Genomic DNA, 21,541 nt, shown 5'->3' on the forward strand with positions numbered 1-21,541 from the left:
TTTTTTAGAATTGAACTTTTACATTAAAGCTAATTTCTCTAACCGAAGGCATAACACCGGTTTGGAATCCCTGAAAGTTCCCGGAACCAAAGTTCGATTCAGGATCTGCGTAGGGAAGATTTTTATGTATGATCCATAAATTACTGCCATTTGCCGCAAAAATCACATTGTTAAGAAAAGTCCCTTTTAATAATTTTACAGGCAATTGGTAAGCAATAGAAACCTCTCTCAATTTTACATATGAAGCATCATAAACAAAATATTGATTGGGAAAAGATTTATAACCTAAGTTAGATTCTCCTGTAGCTGTTGTTACCATAGCTCTAACGGTATTACGACTACCGTTGGCTTGTACTCCCGGCAAAATTTGACCTCCCGGATTTGCATCAGTAATTTTGTTACGGATTGGATTCCCTAACTCATTTGTTCCGACACTACTTTGGTAAATACCGCTAGATTGTCCATAGGCCTGATCCAGAGAGAACAAATCCCCTCCTTTTTTTACATCAATTAAAAAACTAAACGTTAGATTTTTGTAATTAAAAATATTGTTGATACCACCAGTCCAATCTGGATTTATATTTCCAATAATGCTACCACCAACTTTATCATAGTTTCCGTTTGGCAGCACTACTCTTTCTCCGTTTAAGTATTTATAACCAGAGCCTTTAATTACTCCTAACGGCTGTCCCGGAATTGCATTTAAGCTTGTTCCCTGATTAAACGTACCAATAACAATTTGCGGAAGACCATCGGCTAACGATACTACTTCACTTTTGTTTTTATTCCAGTTAATTTTTGAAGTCCACGAGAAATCTTTTGTTTTCACAGGAACCAAAGTAAGTGTAAATTCGACTCCCGTATTGGTAAGTTTCCCGGCATTAGTTGTTGTCCCGCTATAACCTATCTCAGAACCTGTAGTAATATCCATAATCAGATCTGTCGTGGTACTCTTATATAACGAAGCTTCAAGACCGATTCTCCTTTTGAACAATTGCAACTCAATCCCTAATTCTTGTCCATCAATCGTCTCCGATTTTAAGTTTGGATTTTTACGGATGTTTTCATTAGAAAATAAAGCATTATCACCAAAATTCGTGTCTTTAGTATAGACGGGCTTAATTACATGTACGTTAGCATCATTTCCGGTTTGCGCAAAATTAACTCTCAATTTACCAAAATCTAACCAAGGAACCGTAAGATGTTTACTAAAGATATAGGTACCGGTAACGGATGGATACTTATATTTTGCTGCTTTTGCGGGCAAGGTAGAGGATTCATCGATTCTGTAAGTTCCTTCAATAAAAAAAGTTTCTTTGTAATCAAAAGAGGCACTGGTATAAACACTATTCGTTCCTCGCTCTTCTAAAAATTCTGTTGGGTTTTCAATTGAACTAATAGAGTTAGAAAGCGCATACAATTTTGGAATTAACAACCCCCCATTGGTTGAGGATCGAATAGAACTAAGTTCACTTCTTCTACTGGACGCCCCCAATAGTCCCCTAAAGTTAACACCTTCCGTAATTTTAGCCTTAAAATTGAGCAGTAAATCCAGATTGACCTCTCTGAATCTTTTGTCATATCTAGCATATTTGGCAATACCACTATTGGCTCCTGACCCTAAAGCTACTCTCTCTTCGTGATTTTCTACATAAGAATCCACTGCTCCTCTTCCCGTTACAGAAAACCAGTTTGTGATTTCAGTGTTAATTGTAAAGTTCCCAAAGAAACGATCTCTACTAAAATTATTGTAATTTTCATAGCGACCAAAATAAGGATTATCCCAATATAACGGAATCGTATTTGAGACCGCTCTTGGATTCCAGGTTATATTTTTACCTGTTAAATGATAAGCACGTTCTTGCTCCTTAAGATCTACATCAGTATGCCACCACTGTCTAAAACTACCAACAATATTATCTGAGTATCCCGTATCGTTCAAACCCGTTCCACCAGAAGTGATATAATTTGCGGTTGCAGCAATTTCTGTTTTACTACTAACTTTATAACTACCGGAAAAATTAAAATTATGCTTCTTTATGGAGCTATTAGGCAAAACCCCTGTTTGATCCAAATTCGTATAAGCAAATCTAAAAGTTCCATTTTCATTTCCACTAGTTATCGCAACGTTATTGGTATAGGTAGTGGAGTTCTTGAAAAATGAGTTTGGATCGTTTTTCGCTGCTTGCCAAGGTGATGTTTTTCCATAAGTGGCTACTAATTCAGGATAATAGGCATTCCAGCTGTATACCTTTTGGGAGGAATTGAATGCAGGTCCCCAAGAAGAATCTTCGGGCACTATAGTTGGAAATGAACCCTGTCCTAAATCTGCATTTGAACCGAACACAAAACCGTCTCCCCCTCCATATTGTTTTTGATACTCGGGAAGCGTGCTTTTGTCGGCAGTCCCAACAGTAAGTCCGGAACTAACAGAGATTCCTAATCCTTTTCCTTTTCTTCCTTTTTTAGTCGTAACAATAATTACTCCATTACCCGCTCTTGATCCATACAAAGCAGATGCGGCTGCGCCCTTTAACACATTGATGGTTTCAATATCGTCAGGGTTTATATCCGATGCGGCATTTCCATAATCATACCCCGAACCACCTGATTTCTGACTACTTGTATTTGAGTTGTCATTATTTAACGGAATACCGTCAACGACCCAAAGTGCCTGATTGTTTCCGGTAATCGATTTAGATCCTCGAATAACAACGTTTGTAGATCCTCCGAAATTACCACTTCTCTTTATTTCAATACCGGCTACTTTACCGGAAATTGAATTTGCAACGTTTCCGGTATTAACTTTTGTCAGGTCTTCTCCTTTGACCTCTTGCGTAGCGTAACCTAAAGATTTTTTCTCTCTTTTGATTCCCATGGCCGTGGACACTACAACATCATCCAGCTCCTGAGCATCTCCACTTAATTTAATAGTAAGTACCGATGAATTTGCCGTCACTTCCTGATTTTTCATTCCGATGTAACTGAATACCAAAATCTGATTCGATGTTGCCTTAACAGAGAACTTACCTTCAAAATCTGTTTGTGTTCCGGATTTAGCTCCTTTTAACAATACGGTAACCCCCGGTAGCGGCATGCCCATATTGTCAGAAACAGTTCCTGAAACAAGTCTTTCCTGCGCAAAAAATAATTGCGAACTAAGTACAAAAAACAGCATTACCATTACTTTAATTCTTTGCTTCATTGTTTAAATTTTAAATAATTTTGGTGCAACTTACTTCATTAATATAAATTTAACAAGAAATTTATTCTTTTTAACATATTAAATTGTAATCCTAATATTACTTTTTAACATCTAAAAGAAAACAACAAGTACACAAACAGCTGAAATAAAGACAGTTAATACAATTCATTCCTGAAAGGACAATCTTACAATTATGGGTTATTATTTTTTTGAATAAATGCCTTTTATCCTTTTTGTAGGAAGAAAGAGTGTAGAAGAAGAGGCAAAGGCTCAGAGGGACAAAGTGTCAAAGTTTTCTTGAATCAAGACATATTTTGTGGAGGAACAAATATCTTGTACTTCTGCAATTTCGAATCAAGTTAAAAAGTTGCGAAATAATTTTTAGAAATTTCTTTTATTAGAAGTAGCAGATCATATACTTTTTGGCCAGAGCTTTTTAAGAACCTAATTTTCTAACTTCTTGCTTTGACGATCTCGCAAAGACGCCAAGTCGCTAAGTTTTTTTCTGTTTTTTCATTAAAACTTTGCGATTTTGCGACTCTGCGAGATTTTTACTTCCCCACAACTTTCGGACTTGATCCGTTTTCTTTTGTTCTGACTTTCAGAACTGCAAATTGAGAACTGCAGCAAAGGCTAATCAACCAACCCTCGTAATAATCCAAAAAAAATAGGCAGTTCGTATGGGAACAGCCTATTTTTTTTGATATATTTCTATTTTACATTCTCTCCGGAACTTCTATTCCTAATAAAGTAAAAGCCGATTTTATAACTTCTGCCACTTTTTGAGAAAGTTGCACTCTGAATATTTTTTTTGTCAGATCCACTTCTCCTAAAATATGTACGGATTGGTAGAACGAATTGTATTCTTTTACTAAATCATAAGTATAATTAGCAATCAAGGCCGGGCTGTGATTTTGAGCTGCGTTTTGAATTACTTCCGGAAAAAGTTCGATTTGTTTTACCAATTCTTTTTCTTTTTCGTGAAGCACTTCAACTCCATCCAGCGCTACATTATAGTCAAAATCTGCTTTGCGAATAATCGATTGGATTCTCGCATACGTATATTGTATAAACGGCCCTGTGTTTCCGGCAAAATCAACTGATTCTTCGGGATTAAACAGAATACGTTTTTTAGGATCTACTTTTAAAATGTAATATTTAAGTGCTCCAAGACCAATTGTTTTGTACAATTTCGCTTTTTCCGTATCAGAATAACTATCCAATTTTCCTAAATCTTCAGAAATTTGTTTGGCTGTATCGGTCATATCCTGCATCAAATCATCTGCATCTACTACAGTTCCTTCACGGCTTTTCATTTTTCCCGAAGGCAAATCAACCATTCCATATGATAAATGATATAAACTTGAAGCCCAGTCAAAACCTAATTTCTTGAGGATTAAGAATAGTACTTTAAAGTGATAATCCTGCTCATTACCAACGGTGTAAACCATTCCGCCCACATCTGGCATGTCTTTTACACGTTGAATAGCAGTTCCAATATCCTGTGTCATATAAACAGCAGTTCCGTCTGAACGAAGTACAATTTTACGATCTAAACCTTCGTCAGTCAAATCAATCCAAACCGAACCATCAGGATCTTTTTCAAAAACACCTTTATCCAATCCAACCTGAACTACATCTTTCCCTAATAAATAGGTGTTGCTTTCATAATAATAACGATCAAAATTTACTCCGAGATTGCTATAAGTAGTAGCAAAACCGTCATATACCCATTGGTTCATCATTTTCCAAAGTGTGATCACTTTTTCATCACCAGCTTCCCATTTTTTGAGCATATCCTGAGCTTCGATAATAATCGCAGCTTGTTTTTTGGCTTCCTCTTCTGTTTTACCGGTTTCTATTAATTGAGCAATTTCAGCTTTGTACGCTTTATCAAACTCAACATAATATTTACCAACCAGTTTATCTCCTTTTAAGTCTGAAGTTTCCGGGGTTTCTCCGTTTCCGAATTTCTCCCAAGCCAACATCGATTTACAAATATGAATCCCACGATCGTTGATGATCTGCGTTTTATATACTTTTTTGCCTGAAGCCTTAATAATTTCAGCTACAGAATACCCCAACAAATTATTACGTACATGTCCTAAGTGTAATGGTTTGTTGGTATTTGGCGAAGAATATTCCACCATAATCGCCTTCTCTTCCGGATTTGGTGTTACATAACCAAATTTTGTATTGTCTTTTATTCCATTAAAGAAATCTAAATAATAACGATCTGCAATTACAATATTCAGGAAACCGGAAACCACATTAAATCGTGCTACTTCAGCAACATTTTCAACCAGGTAATTTCCAATTTTAGAACCCAACTCGCCAGGATTACTTTTAATCACTTTCAACAAAGGAAAAATAACCATTGTAATATCGCCTTCAAACTCTTTTCTGGTAGTCTGAAACTCGATTTTTTCAATAGTAACATCAAATAATGCCTGTATTGCTTTTTGTATAGAAGGGGTAAGAATTTGTGATAATGACATGTAAACTTATTTTTAAAGTGAGCAAAGATACTGCTTATTCACCAATTAGAGAAAATCAAAAACATATAAAATTCCCGAAAATCCTTAGAATTAAAAAAAACTAACAATTATTTAAATGGTTAAAATAATCAAAAAACCGAAACACTAAATTACTCCAAAACAGAACATTCATAAAACAACACTCTTCTTCTTTGATTTTTTCTGTAACATCCATAAAATAGAAGAAGTCATTATGGTGAAAGCAAAATCAATCCGGAGGAAAAAACACCTGCCACGGACCGGGTTTAGAACAGTCAAAACCTATTCGCGAACGTGCATGCCGCTACGAACTTCCAACTGGAACACAGAGTTAAGAATTCCGTTTATCGATTCAAAGATCTGATACTTTTACTGCATTCAAAAGAGGCAGTACTTCCATCTTTAAAATTTTGCCTTAAACAACATTTTCTGCCATCACTGTGAGTATCTATTCCCTACTATTAGCCGAAAGAAAAGTACTATAAATACATTTATTTAAATTAAAATTTAAGAAGCTTAACCTCTTATAAAACAGCCTTTAACAAAAAAAGAACATTTTTTATTTCATTTTTTTTGTAACATATCGCTGGTAAAATAGTCTTAATAGGGACTTTGAATTTATTTCAAAAAATAAAAAAACTAAAAAAACAATCATCATCAGTCAGATCAAATCAATCAATTACCTAACTATGAAATTAAAATTTTTACTGTTCGCATTACTGGGTGTAATGGCAACAGCACAAGCTCAGAATTCCGGGACGGTCTCAGGAAAAATTACCGAAAAGTCGAACAATGCTCCCATTTCATATGCTACTGTTTCAATTAAAGAAAATGGAAAAGTAGTTTCCGGAGTAAACACAGACGACAATGGTGATTTTACTATTAAAAATTTAGCCTTAAAAAACTATACCATCGAAATTCAATACATTGGATTTAGAAAATACATCGGTTCTATTCTTTTAAATGAAAACAAAAAAGAAGCTATTGTTAAAGTCGCTCTTGAAGAAGAAGCTACACAACTTAAAGGCGTAAATATTGTGAGCGAGCGTTCTACAATTGAACAAAAAATTGACCGTAAAGTTGTTACTGTCGGAAAAGACCTTACCACTGCCGGAGCATCAGCGTCTGACATTATGAACAATATTCCATCTGTAAACGTAGATCAGGACGGAAAACTTTCGCTTCGCGGAAATGATAATGTACGTGTATTAATTGACGGAAGACCAAGTAACATTGACCCGGCTCAGTTATTAAAACAAATTCCATCAACCTCAATCAAAAAAATTGAGTTGATTACCAATCCAAGTGCCAAATACAATCCGGAAGGAATGTCAGGAATCATCAACATTATTTTGCATAAAAACACCAATGTTGGTTTCAACGGAAGTTATAGTGGTGGTATTACTTTTGGAGAAACGGCCAAGTACAATCAGTCTTTGGATTTGAATTATAAAACCGGGAAAGTAAACCTTTTTGGAAACGTTGGTCAAAACTTCGGAACTTACTTTAACGATGGTTTCATCAAAAGATTTGATCAGGACGTTGTTCAGAATATCGATGTTAAAAATGATAATGATTCTTATCTGTATAAAATCGGAATGGATTATTTGATTGATGACCATAATACGTTGTCTTTTTATACCAATCAAAACAAATCGAACGGAAAAGGTTTTGTAAACACCGATATTGATTATAATAATGGTGATCCGGACATCAAAAACATTTACCAAACTTCTAAATATTCAGGACCTGAAAAAACAGGAACTTATAATTTAGCCTACAAACACATCTTCAAAAAAGAAGGACACACATTGGATTTTGAAGGAAACTATAGCGATAGTAAAGAATCTCAGAATGCGTATTTTGATACTAAAACTACAGCTCCAAACAATACTGCAAAAAATCTAATTTACAATGACTTGATCAAAGGAGATCGTAAATTAAGTACGCTAAACATAGATTATGTTAATCCGTTGAACGAAAAAACAACTCTTGAGGCCGGTGCTGAAGCCAGAATCACCAGAACAGGAAATGATTACACCAGAACAGGCGTAACATTTTCTGATCAGAATGTAAACTCAAATTATACTTACGATACAGATATTTATTCTGCTTACGTAACTTTTGGTCAGAAATACAAAAAATTCAGCTACCAATTGGGTGCTCGTTTTGAAAGCTATAAAGTAGCGGCTAATTTAAATCGTGGTCAACAAAAATTTGATGATGACTATATCACTTTATATCCATCAGCTTATTTGACCTATAACCTAAACGAAAAAAATACATTGCAATTAAGCTATAGCCGTCGTGTAGACCGTCCAAGTTTAGAGCAGACAAAACCTCTTCGTGAGTTTTCTACTCCATTAGTAACTTCGTTAGGAAACCCTGAATTAAGACCTCAGTTTACAAACTCAGTAGAAGCAAATTATACTAAAACTTTAGAAAAAGGAAGTTTCACAGCGGGAGTTTATGTGAGAAGTATCAATGATCAAATCAGTAGAGTTTTGTATCCTGACAATGTCGATAATGAGAGCGGTAATAAGGTAATCTTGTCTTATGCTAACTTTGATCGCAACACTGCTTATGGATTTGAAGCTTCCTTCAATTATAAAATCGCAAAATGGTGGGATATTTCTCCTTCTATTGATTTCTCAAGTATCAAACAACAAGGATATGTTTCTTTGTTCGATCCTGTAACAAAGGAAAGCGATCAAGTTGAAAGAAAAATTACAGTTTCTGCTTTCAACGCCCGTATGAATTCAAACTTTAAAGTAAACAAACGTTTGAGCTTCTTATTGTTCGGATTCTACAAAGGCCCATCTGACGGTCTTCAAAATAACAGTCACGAAATGTACAAAATCGACATGGGTTCACGTTATACCTTATTGAACAACAAAATGAACATAAGTGTTCGTTTTAATGATGTTTTCAATACGATGAAATATGCTTTTGATTCACAATATCCTTATCCACACGCAGGACAATTTACCTGGGAAAGCCAAACGGTTTATTTAGGTTTAACCTACAACTTTGGAGGAGCAAAAATCAAAAACTTGCAACGTAAACAAAGAGAAGACAACACTAGTCAAGGTGGTGGCGGAATGTTTTAGTCCCACTCTTAATTAGCAGATTTAAATAATTTTCTTGTAGCAAAAAAGGCCTGGAGTATGCCAACTCCAGGCCTTTTTTATTGTTATTATAATCGGATTATTTTAACCAAAAGTGCGCAAAGATTTTCGCAAGGGAAACGCAAGCAGATTTAATATGAACTTACATCACTTATATGGTTTAAAAGCTTTTAGTATCCATTTAGAGTCGCCAGAAATATAACTTTAAAAAAAATCAGATTGCCCAATCTTTTTGTCTAATCCCCAACTTTTGCATCCAATCCTTAAAAATAAGCCTGTATTTTTTTTATCTCCAAAGGATCTGCCGTTTCTGTATTATTTGTAATCGCAGAAGTATGAAAAAATGTTGGTTCCAGTTTCTCCAGTAACAACTGAATATTCGAGGATCGCAAACCTCCACCCGGCATAATCACAATTCGATCCCCTGCCAATTTCTGAATTTTCTCTAAAACTGCAATCCCTTCCAAAACATTTGTTCCTTGTCCGGAAGTCAGAATGGCGTTAAAACCACAATCAATGACGTCTTCAAGAGCTTGCTCTACATCAGCCACCACATCAAAAGCCCGGTGAAACGTACAGAAATAGGGAGCCGCCAAAGCAACCAATTCTTCATTTACGCTTTTATTTACGCTTCCATCTTCGTTTAGAATTCCAAAAACAAAACCATCCACTCCCAGTTTTTTGAATTGTTTGATGTCTTGTTTCATTACGATAATTTCTTCATCGGAATAAACAAAGTCCCCTCCACGGGGTCTGATAATCACATGCATTTTGATTGACAATTTCTCGCGGACTTTGGCTCCTAAAATATAATTTGGCGTTGTCCCTCCGAGTTGCATGTTCTCGCATAATTCGATTCGGTCTGCTCCGTTTTCCTGAGCAATCAAAGCCGATTCGTAATTGAAACAGGCTATTTCGAGTTGTTTTTTTTTCATTGTATTCATTTGTTGTAAAGCAGGGCTTCGACTTCGCTCAGCCTGACAGTCGGCTTCGCTCACCTTGACAGTTGTTATTTAAAAAACATCTCTTAAATCCTTAGTGTCACCCTGAGCGAAGTCGAAGGGCTATTCATCTTAAAAGGGCTTCGACTTCGCTCAGCCTGACAGTTGTTATTTAAAAAACATCTCTTAATCCTAGTGTCACCCTGAGCGAAGTCGAAGGGCTGTTCACTACTAAACATCTTTTTTAATAAAATTTTTATGACTCGTTAAATTTAAACATTCTGAAAGTTTTTTTAAGTCCTCCCATTTATCATTTATTATAGCTTCTTTCTTTTTTCTGCTCCATCCTTTCACTTGTTTTTCAAAAGAGATTGCTTGATTGACATCATTAAAATCAGTACAGAACACTAATTTCAATGGTCTTTTATTATACGTATAACTTTCTTTATGCAAACCGGACTTATGTTCCTTGAGTCTTCGATCCATATTATTTGTTATTCCGGTATAGTAACTATCATCAGAACATTTTAAGATATAAACATAATAAAATTTCATTTTAAATAGAAGTTTTGGAGTAAAAAAAGGGGCTTCGACTTCGCTCAGCCTGACAGTTGTTATTTTAAAAACATTTCTTAAACCTAGTGTGTCACCCTGAGCGAAGCCGAAGGGCTATTCATCTTAAAGTGCTTCGACTTCGCTCAGCTTGACAGTTCGTTCAAAGCTGTAAATGTACGAAAAATAATACAGTAAATTATCACCCCTCGTTCTTCCAAAAAAAAACCTGCTCAGAAACTGAACAGGTTTAGTATATTATTTAAACAAAAAAATTACCATTTAATAATAGCACTTCCCCAAGTGAATCCACTTCCGAAAGCTGCTAAAACAACTGTATCTCCTGTTTTTATTTTTCCTTGTTCCCATGCTTCGGTTAAAGCAATCGGAATCGATGCTGCGGTTGTATTACCATATTTCTGAATATTGTTATACACCTGATCGTCTGACAATTTGAATTTGTTTTGAATAAACTGTGAAATCCTCAAATTAGCCTGATGCGGAATCAACATATTAATATCCGAAACCTGTAGACCATTTGCTTCTAAACCTTCGTTGATTACTTCAGCAAAACGAACTACTGCGTTTTTAAATACAAACTGTCCATTCATATAAGGATAATAACTCTCATCATTTGGGTCATTATCTGCTATAATATCGGTTACCCAACGTGCTCCCATTCCCGGTGCTTGTAGCGCTAACTCTTCGGCGTGTTGTCCTTCTGAGTGTAGGTGTGTTGATAATATTCCTTTTGTCAAATCTTCTTCACGACTTAAAACAGCCGCTCCTGCTCCATCTCCAAAAATAACTGAAACACCACGTCCGCGGCTTGTCATATCCAATCCTGTTGAATGTACTTCAGAACCAATTACTAAAATGTTTTTATACATTCCCGTTTTGATGTATTGGTCTGCAACCGAGATTCCGTAGATAAAACCCGAGCATTGATTTCTAACGTCTAAAGCTCCAACCGTTCTTAATCCCAAATCACGTTGTACCAAAACTCCTGGTCCTGGAAAATAGTAATCCGGACTTAAGGTAGCAAAAACCACAAAATCAATATCTTCTTTGGCTATGCCGGAACGTTCTATAGCAATTTTAGCTGCTTTTACCCCCATAGAGGTTGTGGTATCCTCTCCACGAATAATATGTCGGCGTTCTTGAATTCCAGTTCTTTCCTGAATCCATTCGTCATTGGTATCAATAATTTTAGACAAATCATCGTTAGTCACAACATTAGAAGGAACATAATATCCTAAGCCCGCTATTTTTGAATGATACATATTCTTTTATTATTTGTTAAAAAATTGGATTGCAAATCTAAGTATACTTTAAAATATAACGGTACAAATTACTATTTTTTTCGTGATTGACAATTTAATATACTTCAATAATACGACATATAGAATCGTTTTAAATTCTGAAAAAGCAGTTAACACATTAAAACCTTAAAAAAATCTTAAAAAAATAAAATTCTCCATTAAAATGTAACATGTCTGCACTACTTTAGACAAACTTATTAATAATACTACTTAATTTAACCCCCTAAAATTCAAATTATGAAATTAAAGGTTACTCTCTTTTTATTTTTAACCTTAGGTTTTTCTGCGATTGCGCAAGAAAATTTAACCTATCAAAAGCCTTCCAAATCCATCCTGGATTTAGCCGATTACGAAAGAGCTCCTTCGGTATCAATGGATACTAAAAAAGAATACATGCTGCTTTCTTACAGAAACACTTACAAAACATTAGATGATTTAAACCAAGACGAACTTCGTTTGGCTGGTATAAGGATAAATCCTGTAACTAACATCTCAAGTACCGTAACCTACATCAACAACTTAAAAGTACGAAAAATAAACGGTACAGAAGAAGTACAAGTTGCCGGATTACCTGCTAATCCAAGAATCAGTAACATCCTTTGGTCACCAAATGACAAAAAAATCCTGTTCTCTCATACTACAAGTACTGGGGTTGAACTTTGGGTTTTGGACGTTGCTACTGCAAAAGCTACAAAACTTACCGAAGCAAATGTAAATGCAAATCTTGGTAATCCGTTTAGCTGGCTTTTAGACAATGAAACGATCTTAGTAAAGATGCTTCCTAAAAACAGACAGCCATTACTGGATTCTAAAAAAGACTTACCAACCGGTCCTATTGTTTCTAACACTTCAGGAGAGAAATCTCAAAACAGAACGTATCCTGATATGTTGAAAAACAAAAATGATGAAGCTAATTTTGAAAACATCATCACTTCAGAATTATATAAAGTAAACATTAATGGAACTGCTACTTTATTTAAAGAAGCTGCCATGTTTGCCGGAGAAAGAATTTCACCTGATGGAAATTACATCATGCTGACTACAATTCAAAAACCATTTTCTTATGTTGTACCATTGTTCAGATTCCCATCTAAAACAGTAGTTTATGACAGCAGAGGAAAAGAAATCAAAGTTGTAAATGAGGTTCCTTTAAACGAAATTATCCCAAAAGGATTTATGGCGGTACAAAAAGGAAAAAGAGAAATGACCTGGAGAAATGACAAACCGGCGACTTTAGTATATGTTTCTGCTCTTGACGAAGGTAATCCTGCTAACAAAGTAGATTTCAGAGATGAAGTTTTTCTTTGGGATGCACCCTTTACAAACGAAGCTACTACATTGGTAAAAACACCTCAACGTTTTGGAGGTATTACTTGGGGGAACGATGCGATTGCAATTCTTTCTGATTCATGGTACGACACTCGTAATGTAAAAACCTATTTAATAAACCCATCAACTCCAAGCCAACAGCCAAAAGTACTTAATGACAGAAACTATCAGGATGTTTACTCAGACCCAGGTTCATTTGAAACCAGAAAAAATGAGTACAACAAAAATGTTTTAGCCATTGAGAACAACAATGCTTACCTGATCGGTGACGGTTTTACAAAAGACGGTCAGTTTCCTTTTATTGATGAGTTCAATTTTAAAACGCTAAAAAGCAAACGTCTTTACACTTCATCTTACAAAGACAAAAAAGAAGATTTAATTGAGATCGAAGATTTTAAAACCGGAAAAGTTTTAGTAATGATCCAATCAAAAAGTGATTACCCAAATTATTACTTCAGAAATATTAAAAAACAAAACAGCCTGACACCAATTACTTCTTTCAAAAATCCTTTTGAAAGCATTAAAAATGTTAGCAAAGAAGTAATTAAATACAAACGTAAAGATGGTGTAGAGCTTTCAGGAACTTTATACTTACCTGTTGGTTACGATAAAGCTAAAAAAGAAAAGATGCCTTTATTAATCTGGGCATACCCGGCTGAATATAAAGACAGAAACAGTGCAGGACAATCTACTCAGAATCCAAATGAGTTTACTTTTCCTTCTTACGGATCATTTGTATACTGGGTTACTAAAGGTTATGTTGTGTTAGATGATGCTTCTTTCCCTATTATTGGTGAAGGAACTACAGAACCTAATGACAATTTTATTACACAGTTAGTTGATAATGCAGAAGCTGCAATTAACGCTGTAGATGCATTAGGATATATCAACAGAAAGAAAGTAGCAGTTGGAGGGCATTCTTACGGTGCTTTTATGACAGCTAACCTATTAACACACTCTAATCTTTTTGCTTGTGGAATCGCTCGTAGTGGTGCTTACAACAGAACTTTAACTCCATTTGGATTTCAATCTGAGCAACGTAATTACTGGGAAGTTCCGGAAGTGTACAACACAATGTCTCCTTTTATGAATGCTGACAAAATGAAAACACCTCTTTTGTTAGTTCACGGTGAGGCAGACAACAACCCTGGAACTTTTACCTTACAGACAGAGCGTTATTTCCAAGCCTTAAAAGGTTTAGGAGCTCCTGCAAGAATGGTAATTTTACCTAAAGAATCTCACGGATATGCTGCCAAAGAAAACATCTTACACTTACTTTGGGAACAAGATCAGTTTTTAGAAAAAAACCTAAAAAACTAATCTCTCAATCTGATTATTATAAAAAAAAAGAAGCCGATTCTACTTGTTAGAGTCGGCTTCTTCTTTTTTTTTGAGTTGCTAAGTTGCTGAGTGACTAAGATTCTAAGTTTTTTTTTAAAGTTTTTAAGGTTCTGAGTAACTAAGGTTCTAAGTTTTAGATTGAGATCATCAGCTGAAAATGTGAACTGAGACTGAGACTATTTTTCTTAAAGTTCCTAAGGTTCTGAGTAACTAAGGTTCTAAGTTTTAGATAGCAGACGTCAGCTGAAAAATGCGAACTGAGACTGAGACTGAGACTGAGACCGAAGACTGAGACTATACTACAAATAATTCAAACTCAGGAAAACATTTTCTTCAAGCGGCAGATCAATTTCACTCTCAAAGAAAACCAATTGTCTTTTATAAACCGATTCAATCAAATAGTGATTCCCTCTAAAATAAGTTCTTCTGATTTTTACCGGTAAATCAGACTCCGTTACCATTTTAAACTGGTGTGGATATACCAGCGTTTTATGCGCTTCGTCTTCGTATGGAACTAACAAATGTGTCGGTACCTCGTTTACTTCTCCAAAAAGAGAGGCCACATATCTAGTTTGTGGATCCTCGTAAATTGTTGTCGGATTATCTTTTACGATCACTTCGCCATTTCGCATTACAATAGCCTCGTCTGCAAACGACAAAGCGTCTGTACTGTCATGCGTTGCTATAATACAGGTAATTCCTTTTTGTTTTAAATATCGGAACAAATTGCGTCGCAAAGCATTTTTTCGAAATGCATCGATTTGACTAAACGGTTCATCAAGCAAAATTACTTCCGGTTCTAAGGCCAAAACCCGTACCAAAGCAACTCTTTGTTGTTGTCCCCCACTTAAAAATTTAGCCTTCACGTTAGCAAACTGATCCATCTCTACCATTTCCAGCAATTCCTGAACGCGTAATTTTTTCATGTTGGCAAAACCATTCGAAAGAAACTTTCCAACGTTTTCTGCTACCGTTTCATATGGAGACAGATCAAAATCCTGTGCCAGATACTTCATAAAAGGCATACCGGGAATCAGATTGTATTTAGGCCCTAAGATAGGTTTTTCATTATAAAACATTTCCCCTTCATCCAGATTATACAATCCGTACATCAATTTAAGCAGTGTACTTTTTCCACAACCACTTTCTCCTATGATCGCAATATTTTGCCCTTTTTCTATTGAAAAAGTCACGTTTTTAATAACCGGTGTATCCGTATAGGAAAAGGAGATATTTTTTATGTCAAGCATTGCGTTATAATTGAGGGGGCAAATTTACAATCTTTAAAACCGAAAGTCAAAAAAAAAGCCATTCATTACGAACAGCTTTTTTCAAATTATATTGTATGGAAATTATTTTCCAGCTTCTGCTTTTGCATCATTTACCATTTTATCGTTTGCAGTAATAGCAAATTCAACACGACGGTTTTGAGTTCTTCCTTCCGGAGTATCATTTGTTGCGATCGGATCAGCTATTCCTAAACCTGAAGTTTTAAAACGAGTTGATTTAATTCCTTTAGAAACTAAATAAGTTCTAACAGATGCCGCTCTTTGTCCTGAAAGTGTCAAATTGTACTCTGGTTTCCCAGTGCTGTCTGTATAACCAAAGATCTCAATATTAGTATCGCCATACTCATTAAATACAGGAACTAATTTGTCCAGATTTGCTTTTGCCTGAGCGGTCAATGTTGATTTATTAGTATCAAAACGAACTGCATTTTCGTTTAAAGTTAAGTGAATTCCTTCTCCTACTCTTTCTACATCTGCACCCGGCAACGCTTGGTCGATTTCACGAGCTTGTTTGTCCATTTTATTTCCAATAAGAGCTCCGGTTCCACCACCAACAGCAGCTCCAATAGCAGCTCCCAGTGCAGCATTTCCTCCGCGTCCCAAATTGTTACCTAAAATACCACCAATAATTCCACCTGCAACCACTCCGATTCCGGCTCCTTTTTGAGTATTATTTGCGTTTTTTACAGAGTCACAACTTGTAAAAAAACTAGTTAATACAAGTAAACTACTTAAACCAAATACTGTTATCTTTCTCATGTTCTATCTATTTTATATTAATTTGCTCTTTGAAATTGGTACGTTACATCTTTCGTTTGTCCACCAACATTAATGTTATCAATCAGCTGAAAGGAATTATCTGTCAAACCTGCTACTTTTAGTAAATACCCAGATTTAACATTTTTTGATTTTGTTCCAGGCTCTACAATTTTAAGTACGAAAAGCCCTTGATTGTTAATACTCCAAACAATTGGAGATGTAAATGCAGTACAGCTTGGAGCTGTTAGTGCCATCGTTCCTTTATTATTGTTTGAAATAAAATTCCAGGTACTTCCAATAAAACATTTTGAATCAGCAAGATCAAATGAGTTTACTTTAATATAATCAGAACCCGGATAAGATACGTTGGTTAGTACCCAATTCCCTTTAATAGCTACCTGAGTAGGTCTGTCAAGTTTAGTTGAAAGTGTTGGTGCTTCCGTTGAAGCTGTTGAAGACGAAGCTGATTTACACGCAAACACCATCGTGGCAATCATGCAAATAAAAATAATTTTCTTCATTTTGTACATTTATTTAAGTTAATACTTACACATTTAAGCAATTATTGTACCGCAAAGATACGATTCATTAAAACATCTTTTGTTTTAGAATCTGTTTTTTTTCTTTCATAATTAACACCTCCGACATTTTGTCACTCAAAAACTAATTGGTATTCTATTTGACTAAATGAAAGACATCACATTAAACTAAAAAATTAAAAAATATGACAACAGGTAAAATTAATGTTTCGGTTGAAAACATCTTTCCCTTAATCAAAAAGTTCTTGTACAGCGATCACGAAATCTTTTTACGTGAGCTGATTTCAAACGGAACAGATGCTACATTAAAACTAAAACATCTTATTAGCATCGGTGAAGCCCAAGTAGAATATGGAAATCCGGTTATTGAAATCAGAGTAGACAAAGAGGGTAAAAAAATCCACATCATCGACCAAGGTTTAGGTATGACTGCTGATGAAGTAGAAAAATACATCAATCAGGTCGCTTTTTCAGGTGCTGAAGAATTCTTGGACAAATACAAGGATTCTGCCAAAGATTCCGGAATTATTGGTCACTTTGGACTTGGTTTCTATTCTGCCTTTATGGTGGCTGAAAAAGTAGAAATCCTTACAAAATCATACAAAGACGAACCAGCAGCGCACTGGACATGTGACGGAAGCCCTGAATTTACTTTAGAGCCAGCTGACAAAACTTCACGCGGAACGGAAATCATCCTTCATGTTGCTGAAGATTCTCTTGAATTCTTAGAAGATTCAAAAATCAGTGGTTTATTAAACAAATACAATAAGTTCATGCCTATTCTGATTAAATTCGGAACAAGAACAGAAACACTTCCAAAACCGGAAGATGCTCCTGAAGATTATATCAACGAGACTGTTGAGACAGACAACATCATCAACAATCCAAATCCGGCATGGACCAAACAACCAACTGAATTAAGTGACGAAGATTACAAAAGTTTCTACAGAGAATTGTATCCAATGCAATTCGAAGATCCTTTGTTCCACATTCACTTAAATGTTGACTATCCGTTTAACCTGACAGGAATTTTATATTTTCCGAAATTAGGTTCTGACATGCAGATCCAAAAAGATAAAATTCAATTGTACCAAAACCAGGTTTACGTTACCGATAACGTAGAAGGAATTGTACCGGAATTTTTGACGATGCTAAAAGGTGTTATTGATTCACCGGACATCCCTTTGAATGTTTCTCGTTCAGGTCTACAAGCTGATGGTGCCGTTAAGAAAATTTCTAACTACATCACGCGTAAAGTAGCAGACAAACTAAAAGCTTTGTTTAACGAAAACCGTGCTGATTTTGAACAAAAATGGAACGACATTAAAATCGTTTTAGAGTACGGAATGCTTTCTGATGATAAATTCTACGAAAAAGCAGGTGCCTTTGTATTATATCCAACAGTTGACGATACCTACTTTACTATCGAAGAATTAAAAGAAAAACTAAAAGAAAACCAAACCGATAAAGACGGAAAATTGGTTGTTTTATATGCCGGAAATAAAGACGCACAACACTCTTATATCGAAACTGCAAAAGCAAAAGGATACGAAGTGTTACTATTAGACTCTCCTATTATTTCACATTTGATTCAAAAAATTGAAGGAGATAACAGCGGTTTAACTTTTGTTCGTGTAGATTCTGACCATATTGATAACTTAATCAAAAAAGAAGAGACTACGATTTCTAAATTATCTGACGAAGAAAAAGAATCTTTAAAAACGTCTTTAGAATCTTATATTCCAAAAGCCTACTCGGTACAATTGGAAGCAATGGATAGCCAGTCAGCTCCATTTATCATCACGCAACCTGAATTTATGCGTAGAATGAAAGAAATGAGCCAATCCGGTGGCGGTGGAATGTTCGGAATGGGAAATATGCCGGAAATGTACAATCTGGTTGTTAACACCAATTCTGACTTAGCAACAAACATTTTAAATACAGAAGACAAAACACACCAGGAACACTTGGTAAAACAAGCTTTAGACTTAGCTAAATTATCGCAAAACCTTTTAAAAGGAGAAGCCTTAACTGCTTTTGTAAAAAGAAGTTTTGAAATGATCAAATAATCCGATTTTAGTACAAATTGGTCTCAAAGCCTGCAAGTTTACTCTTGCAGGCTTTTTATATTTTAAAAAGTCTCGGTTCTCAGTTTTCAGTTTTCAGTCTCGGTCTCGGTCTCAGTCTCAGCTCACATTTTACATCCCCCAGTCACAATCTAAACCTAAGACCAAAAACTCAGAACCTTAGCTACTCAGAACCTCAGCACCTTTAAAAAAACCTCCCTACAAACTCAGATTCAGAAAATTTCTGACAACCGAAACCTTTTTTTTATTATTTTTGAATGCCCACTATTATCTAACACTTAACAAATACCACTATGAAAAAAAGTTTTTTTCTATCGTTAACCTTTTGTGCAACAGCACTATTCTACGTTTCTTGCGGAAATGACGACAACGAAATCGTCAATCAAACCGACAACGCTGCTATTAAAGCTTCTGTCTTAATTGATGCCGTTAACGAAATGGACCTTAAAACCGGATTGCTTGTAACCACAAATAACGGCACATCAAAATCAGTCGAAACTGCACCCGGGATTTGCGGCACTATTACGGTTGAAAAACCAACTGCCGAAAATTATCCAAAAATATTCACAGTAGATTACGGAACAGGCTGTGCCACGGATCAAATCACAAGAAAAGGAAAACTAAAAATCACACTGACCGGACCAGTTACTACAACCGGAAGTAAAATGACAATCGAAAGAATTGATTATTTTATTAACAAACTAAAACTGGAAGGCACTATTGAGTATGTGAATACCACAACAGAACAGACAATTCCAAAATGGACCCGAAAAGTACTTAATGGAAAATTGACCGATTCAGATGGACGAGCGTACTTAAATACCGGAACCTATTCAATACGACAAACTGAAGGAGTTTTGACACCAACCTTAGCCGATAATGTTTATGAAATGACCGAAGGAACGCACACTGTAACTTCAGACAAAGATGCCACATTAACTTTGACAGTTCAGGAAACTTTAGTTAAAAAGTATTCTTGTGAATTTATTTCAAAAGGAAAATTAAAAATCCAAGGCGGTTATTTAAACGGAGTTGTTGATTACGGAAACAATGACTGCAACAGCGCTTATACCTACACTCACGAAAATGGTAATACCTATAATTTGACCATGTAACTGATTCATTTTTACAAAAATAAGCACATCCCAATTTAGAAATAGATTGGGATTTTTATTTTTAACAAAAATTAAACCCTTACTTCTCCACATTCAAACTATTTTCTTTATTTTGCAGCAAAATCTAAAAAACCAATGAAAAAATCAATTATTGCCTTTGTTACACTTGCCCTATTGGCATCTTGCAGCAAAAAAGAAACTACTGACGGTTTACATCTTACCGGAAACATAAAAGGATTAAAAAACGGAACTTTATATATTCAAAGAGTAGCAGATACTTCCCTGGTTGCGATTGACTCTATCAAAATAGACGGAAATTCAACTTTTGAAAAAGACATCAAATTAGAATCTCCGGAAATGCTTTATTTATTTCTGGATCGCGGTGTAACAAACTCTTTGGACAATAATATTTTATTTTTCGCAGAACCGGGAAATCTTAACATCGAAACCAACTTAGACAACTTTATATACGCTGCTAAAATTACCGGATCTAAAAATCAGGAATTATATGAAGAGTATAAAAAAATAAACTCCCGTTTTAATGACGAAAACCTTTCTATGGTTGAGTCAAAATTTAAAGCGTTAAAAAGACAAGATCAAAAAGCGGTTGACAGTATTGACGCAAAACAACAGTCTAATATCAAAAGAAAATACTTATACGCTACAAACTTTGCCATCAACCACAAAGATCACGAAATAGCACCTTATATTGCGTTAGCTGAGATTTACGATATCAACGTTAAATTCCTGGATACGATACAAAAATCAATGACTCCAAAAGTAGCACAATCTCTTTATGGTAAAAAACTAACAAAGTACGTTAGCGAAATCAAAAAACAGGAACAAAAGTAATTTTATCTTTTATCCATAAAAAAATGCCTTGTAAAATTTTACAAGGCATTTTTTTTTGTGGAAATCTCCAATTACAAAGGAATATATTGCCGAATAGAAATCACAAACCTATTTACGCTATAACTTGTTCTTGTTTTGCCACAGATTAAAAGATTAAAATGATTAGACAATCTGTGCGAATCTCTTTAATCTGTGGTAAGAAAAATAACGATCAGGTACAAAAATCCAGAATTAACCAAAAATATATTTAAACCATATAAGTGATGTAAGTTCATATGATTTTAAACTCTTTCACTTTGATGAACTTATAACACTTATAGGGTTATAATTCTTATTCCCCACAACTTCTGGGCTTGGTCCAAAAATAATAAGTCTATTTTTTTGAGTAAAAAGCCCAAAAATTCAGCGCAAAAAAAAACCATCACAAAAGTGATGGTTAATTTATGTTGAGCCGGCGGAGGGACTCGAACCCACGACCTGCTGATTACAAATCAGCTGCTCTAGCCAACTGAGCTACGCTGGCGACTCATTACGGGTGCAAATATAGTACGGTTTTTCGTTTTTCC

At 35.2% G+C, this 21,541-nt stretch carries 13 protein-coding genes and 1 tRNA gene; 5 read left to right on the plus strand and 9 right to left on the minus strand.

Annotated elements, in window-relative coordinates; all coding sequences use genetic code 11:
• Positions 1 to 4: 4 nt before the first annotated feature.
• The gene (locus LNP23_RS01265) at positions 5 to 3,205 is read right to left on the minus strand and encodes a SusC/RagA family TonB-linked outer membrane protein (RefSeq protein WP_230003211.1); all 3,201 of its coding nucleotides are present in this window, start codon (positions 3,203 to 3,205) and stop codon (positions 5 to 7) included.
• Positions 3,206 to 3,921: 716 nt separating this feature from the next.
• Positions 3,922 to 5,703 carry an arginine--tRNA ligase gene (gene argS, locus LNP23_RS01270; RefSeq protein ID WP_230003213.1) on the minus strand — a complete coding sequence of 594 codons (1,782 nt, stop codon included), beginning with the start codon at positions 5,701 to 5,703 and terminating at the stop codon, positions 3,922 to 3,924.
• A gap of 707 nt (positions 5,704 to 6,410) precedes the next feature.
• Here argS and LNP23_RS01275 point away from each other — a divergent pair.
• A complete protein-coding gene (locus tag LNP23_RS01275; RefSeq protein ID WP_230003214.1) occupies positions 6,411 to 8,831 on the plus strand; it encodes a TonB-dependent receptor in 2,421 nt (806 codons plus the stop codon).
• Between the two features lie 281 nt (positions 8,832 to 9,112).
• Here LNP23_RS01275 and LNP23_RS01280 read toward each other — a convergent pair whose 3' ends face one another.
• The 3 genes from LNP23_RS01280 to LNP23_RS01290 all read right to left on the minus strand — a co-directional run bounded on the left by LNP23_RS01280 (position 9,113) and on the right by LNP23_RS01290 (position 11,625).
• Positions 9,113 to 9,784, minus strand: coding sequence for a copper homeostasis protein CutC (locus LNP23_RS01280; protein WP_230003216.1), 672 nt, complete (start codon positions 9,782 to 9,784; stop codon positions 9,113 to 9,115).
• Between the two features lie 237 nt (positions 9,785 to 10,021).
• Positions 10,022 to 10,345, minus strand: coding sequence for a GIY-YIG nuclease family protein (locus LNP23_RS01285; protein WP_230003218.1), 324 nt, complete (start codon positions 10,343 to 10,345; stop codon positions 10,022 to 10,024).
• Positions 10,346 to 10,617: 272 nt separating this feature from the next.
• Entirely contained in the window at positions 10,618 to 11,625 is a 1,008-nt protein-coding gene (locus tag LNP23_RS01290) for a 3-oxoacyl-ACP synthase III family protein (RefSeq protein WP_047774151.1), read from the minus strand.
• Positions 11,626 to 11,901: 276 nt separating this feature from the next.
• Here LNP23_RS01290 and LNP23_RS01295 point away from each other — a divergent pair, with 276 nt between their 5' ends.
• Complete coding sequence (locus LNP23_RS01295; protein ID WP_230003220.1) at positions 11,902 to 14,313, plus strand: alpha/beta hydrolase family protein; 2,412 nt, start codon at positions 11,902 to 11,904, stop codon at positions 14,311 to 14,313.
• Between the two features lie 320 nt (positions 14,314 to 14,633).
• Here the strand turns inward: LNP23_RS01295 and LNP23_RS01300 are convergent, their stop codons facing one another.
• From LNP23_RS01300 to LNP23_RS01310, 3 genes are all read right to left on the minus strand, one after another.
• Complete coding sequence (locus LNP23_RS01300) at positions 14,634 to 15,584, minus strand: ABC transporter ATP-binding protein (RefSeq protein WP_047774154.1); 951 nt, start codon at positions 15,582 to 15,584, stop codon at positions 14,634 to 14,636.
• A gap of 102 nt (positions 15,585 to 15,686) precedes the next feature.
• Positions 15,687 to 16,382: a YiaD family glycine zipper/OmpA-like lipoprotein gene (locus LNP23_RS01305; protein WP_047774156.1), complete on the minus strand. Its 696-nt coding sequence runs from the start codon at positions 16,380 to 16,382 to the stop codon at positions 15,687 to 15,689.
• Positions 16,383 to 16,399: 17 nt separating this feature from the next.
• Positions 16,400 to 16,903 carry a lipocalin family protein gene (locus tag LNP23_RS01310; protein ID WP_230003222.1) on the minus strand — a complete coding sequence of 168 codons (504 nt, stop codon included), beginning with the start codon at positions 16,901 to 16,903 and terminating at the stop codon, positions 16,400 to 16,402.
• 203 nt (positions 16,904 to 17,106) lie between these two features.
• On the opposite strand from LNP23_RS01310, the gene htpG reads away from it, so the two are divergent.
• The 3 genes from htpG (at position 17,107) to LNP23_RS01325 (ending at position 20,975) form a co-directional block, all read left to right on the plus strand.
• Positions 17,107 to 18,990 (plus strand): molecular chaperone HtpG, encoded by a 1,884-nt coding sequence (gene htpG, locus LNP23_RS01315; RefSeq protein WP_230003224.1) that lies wholly within the window; start codon positions 17,107 to 17,109, stop codon positions 18,988 to 18,990.
• A gap of 311 nt (positions 18,991 to 19,301) precedes the next feature.
• Complete coding sequence (locus LNP23_RS01320; protein WP_230003226.1) at positions 19,302 to 20,123, plus strand: hypothetical protein; 822 nt, start codon at positions 19,302 to 19,304, stop codon at positions 20,121 to 20,123.
• Between the two features lie 135 nt (positions 20,124 to 20,258).
• The gene (locus LNP23_RS01325; protein ID WP_230003227.1) at positions 20,259 to 20,975 is read left to right on the plus strand and encodes a DUF4369 domain-containing protein; all 717 of its coding nucleotides are present in this window, start codon (positions 20,259 to 20,261) and stop codon (positions 20,973 to 20,975) included.
• A gap of 449 nt (positions 20,976 to 21,424) precedes the next feature.
• Here LNP23_RS01325 and LNP23_RS01330 read toward each other — a convergent pair.
• Positions 21,425 to 21,498: transfer RNA gene (locus LNP23_RS01330), tRNA-Thr, on the minus strand.
• Positions 21,499 to 21,541: the final 43 nt, after the last annotated feature.

Source organism: Flavobacterium cupriresistens (assembly GCF_020911925.1).
Classification (GTDB): domain Bacteria; phylum Bacteroidota; class Bacteroidia; order Flavobacteriales; family Flavobacteriaceae; genus Flavobacterium; species Flavobacterium cupriresistens.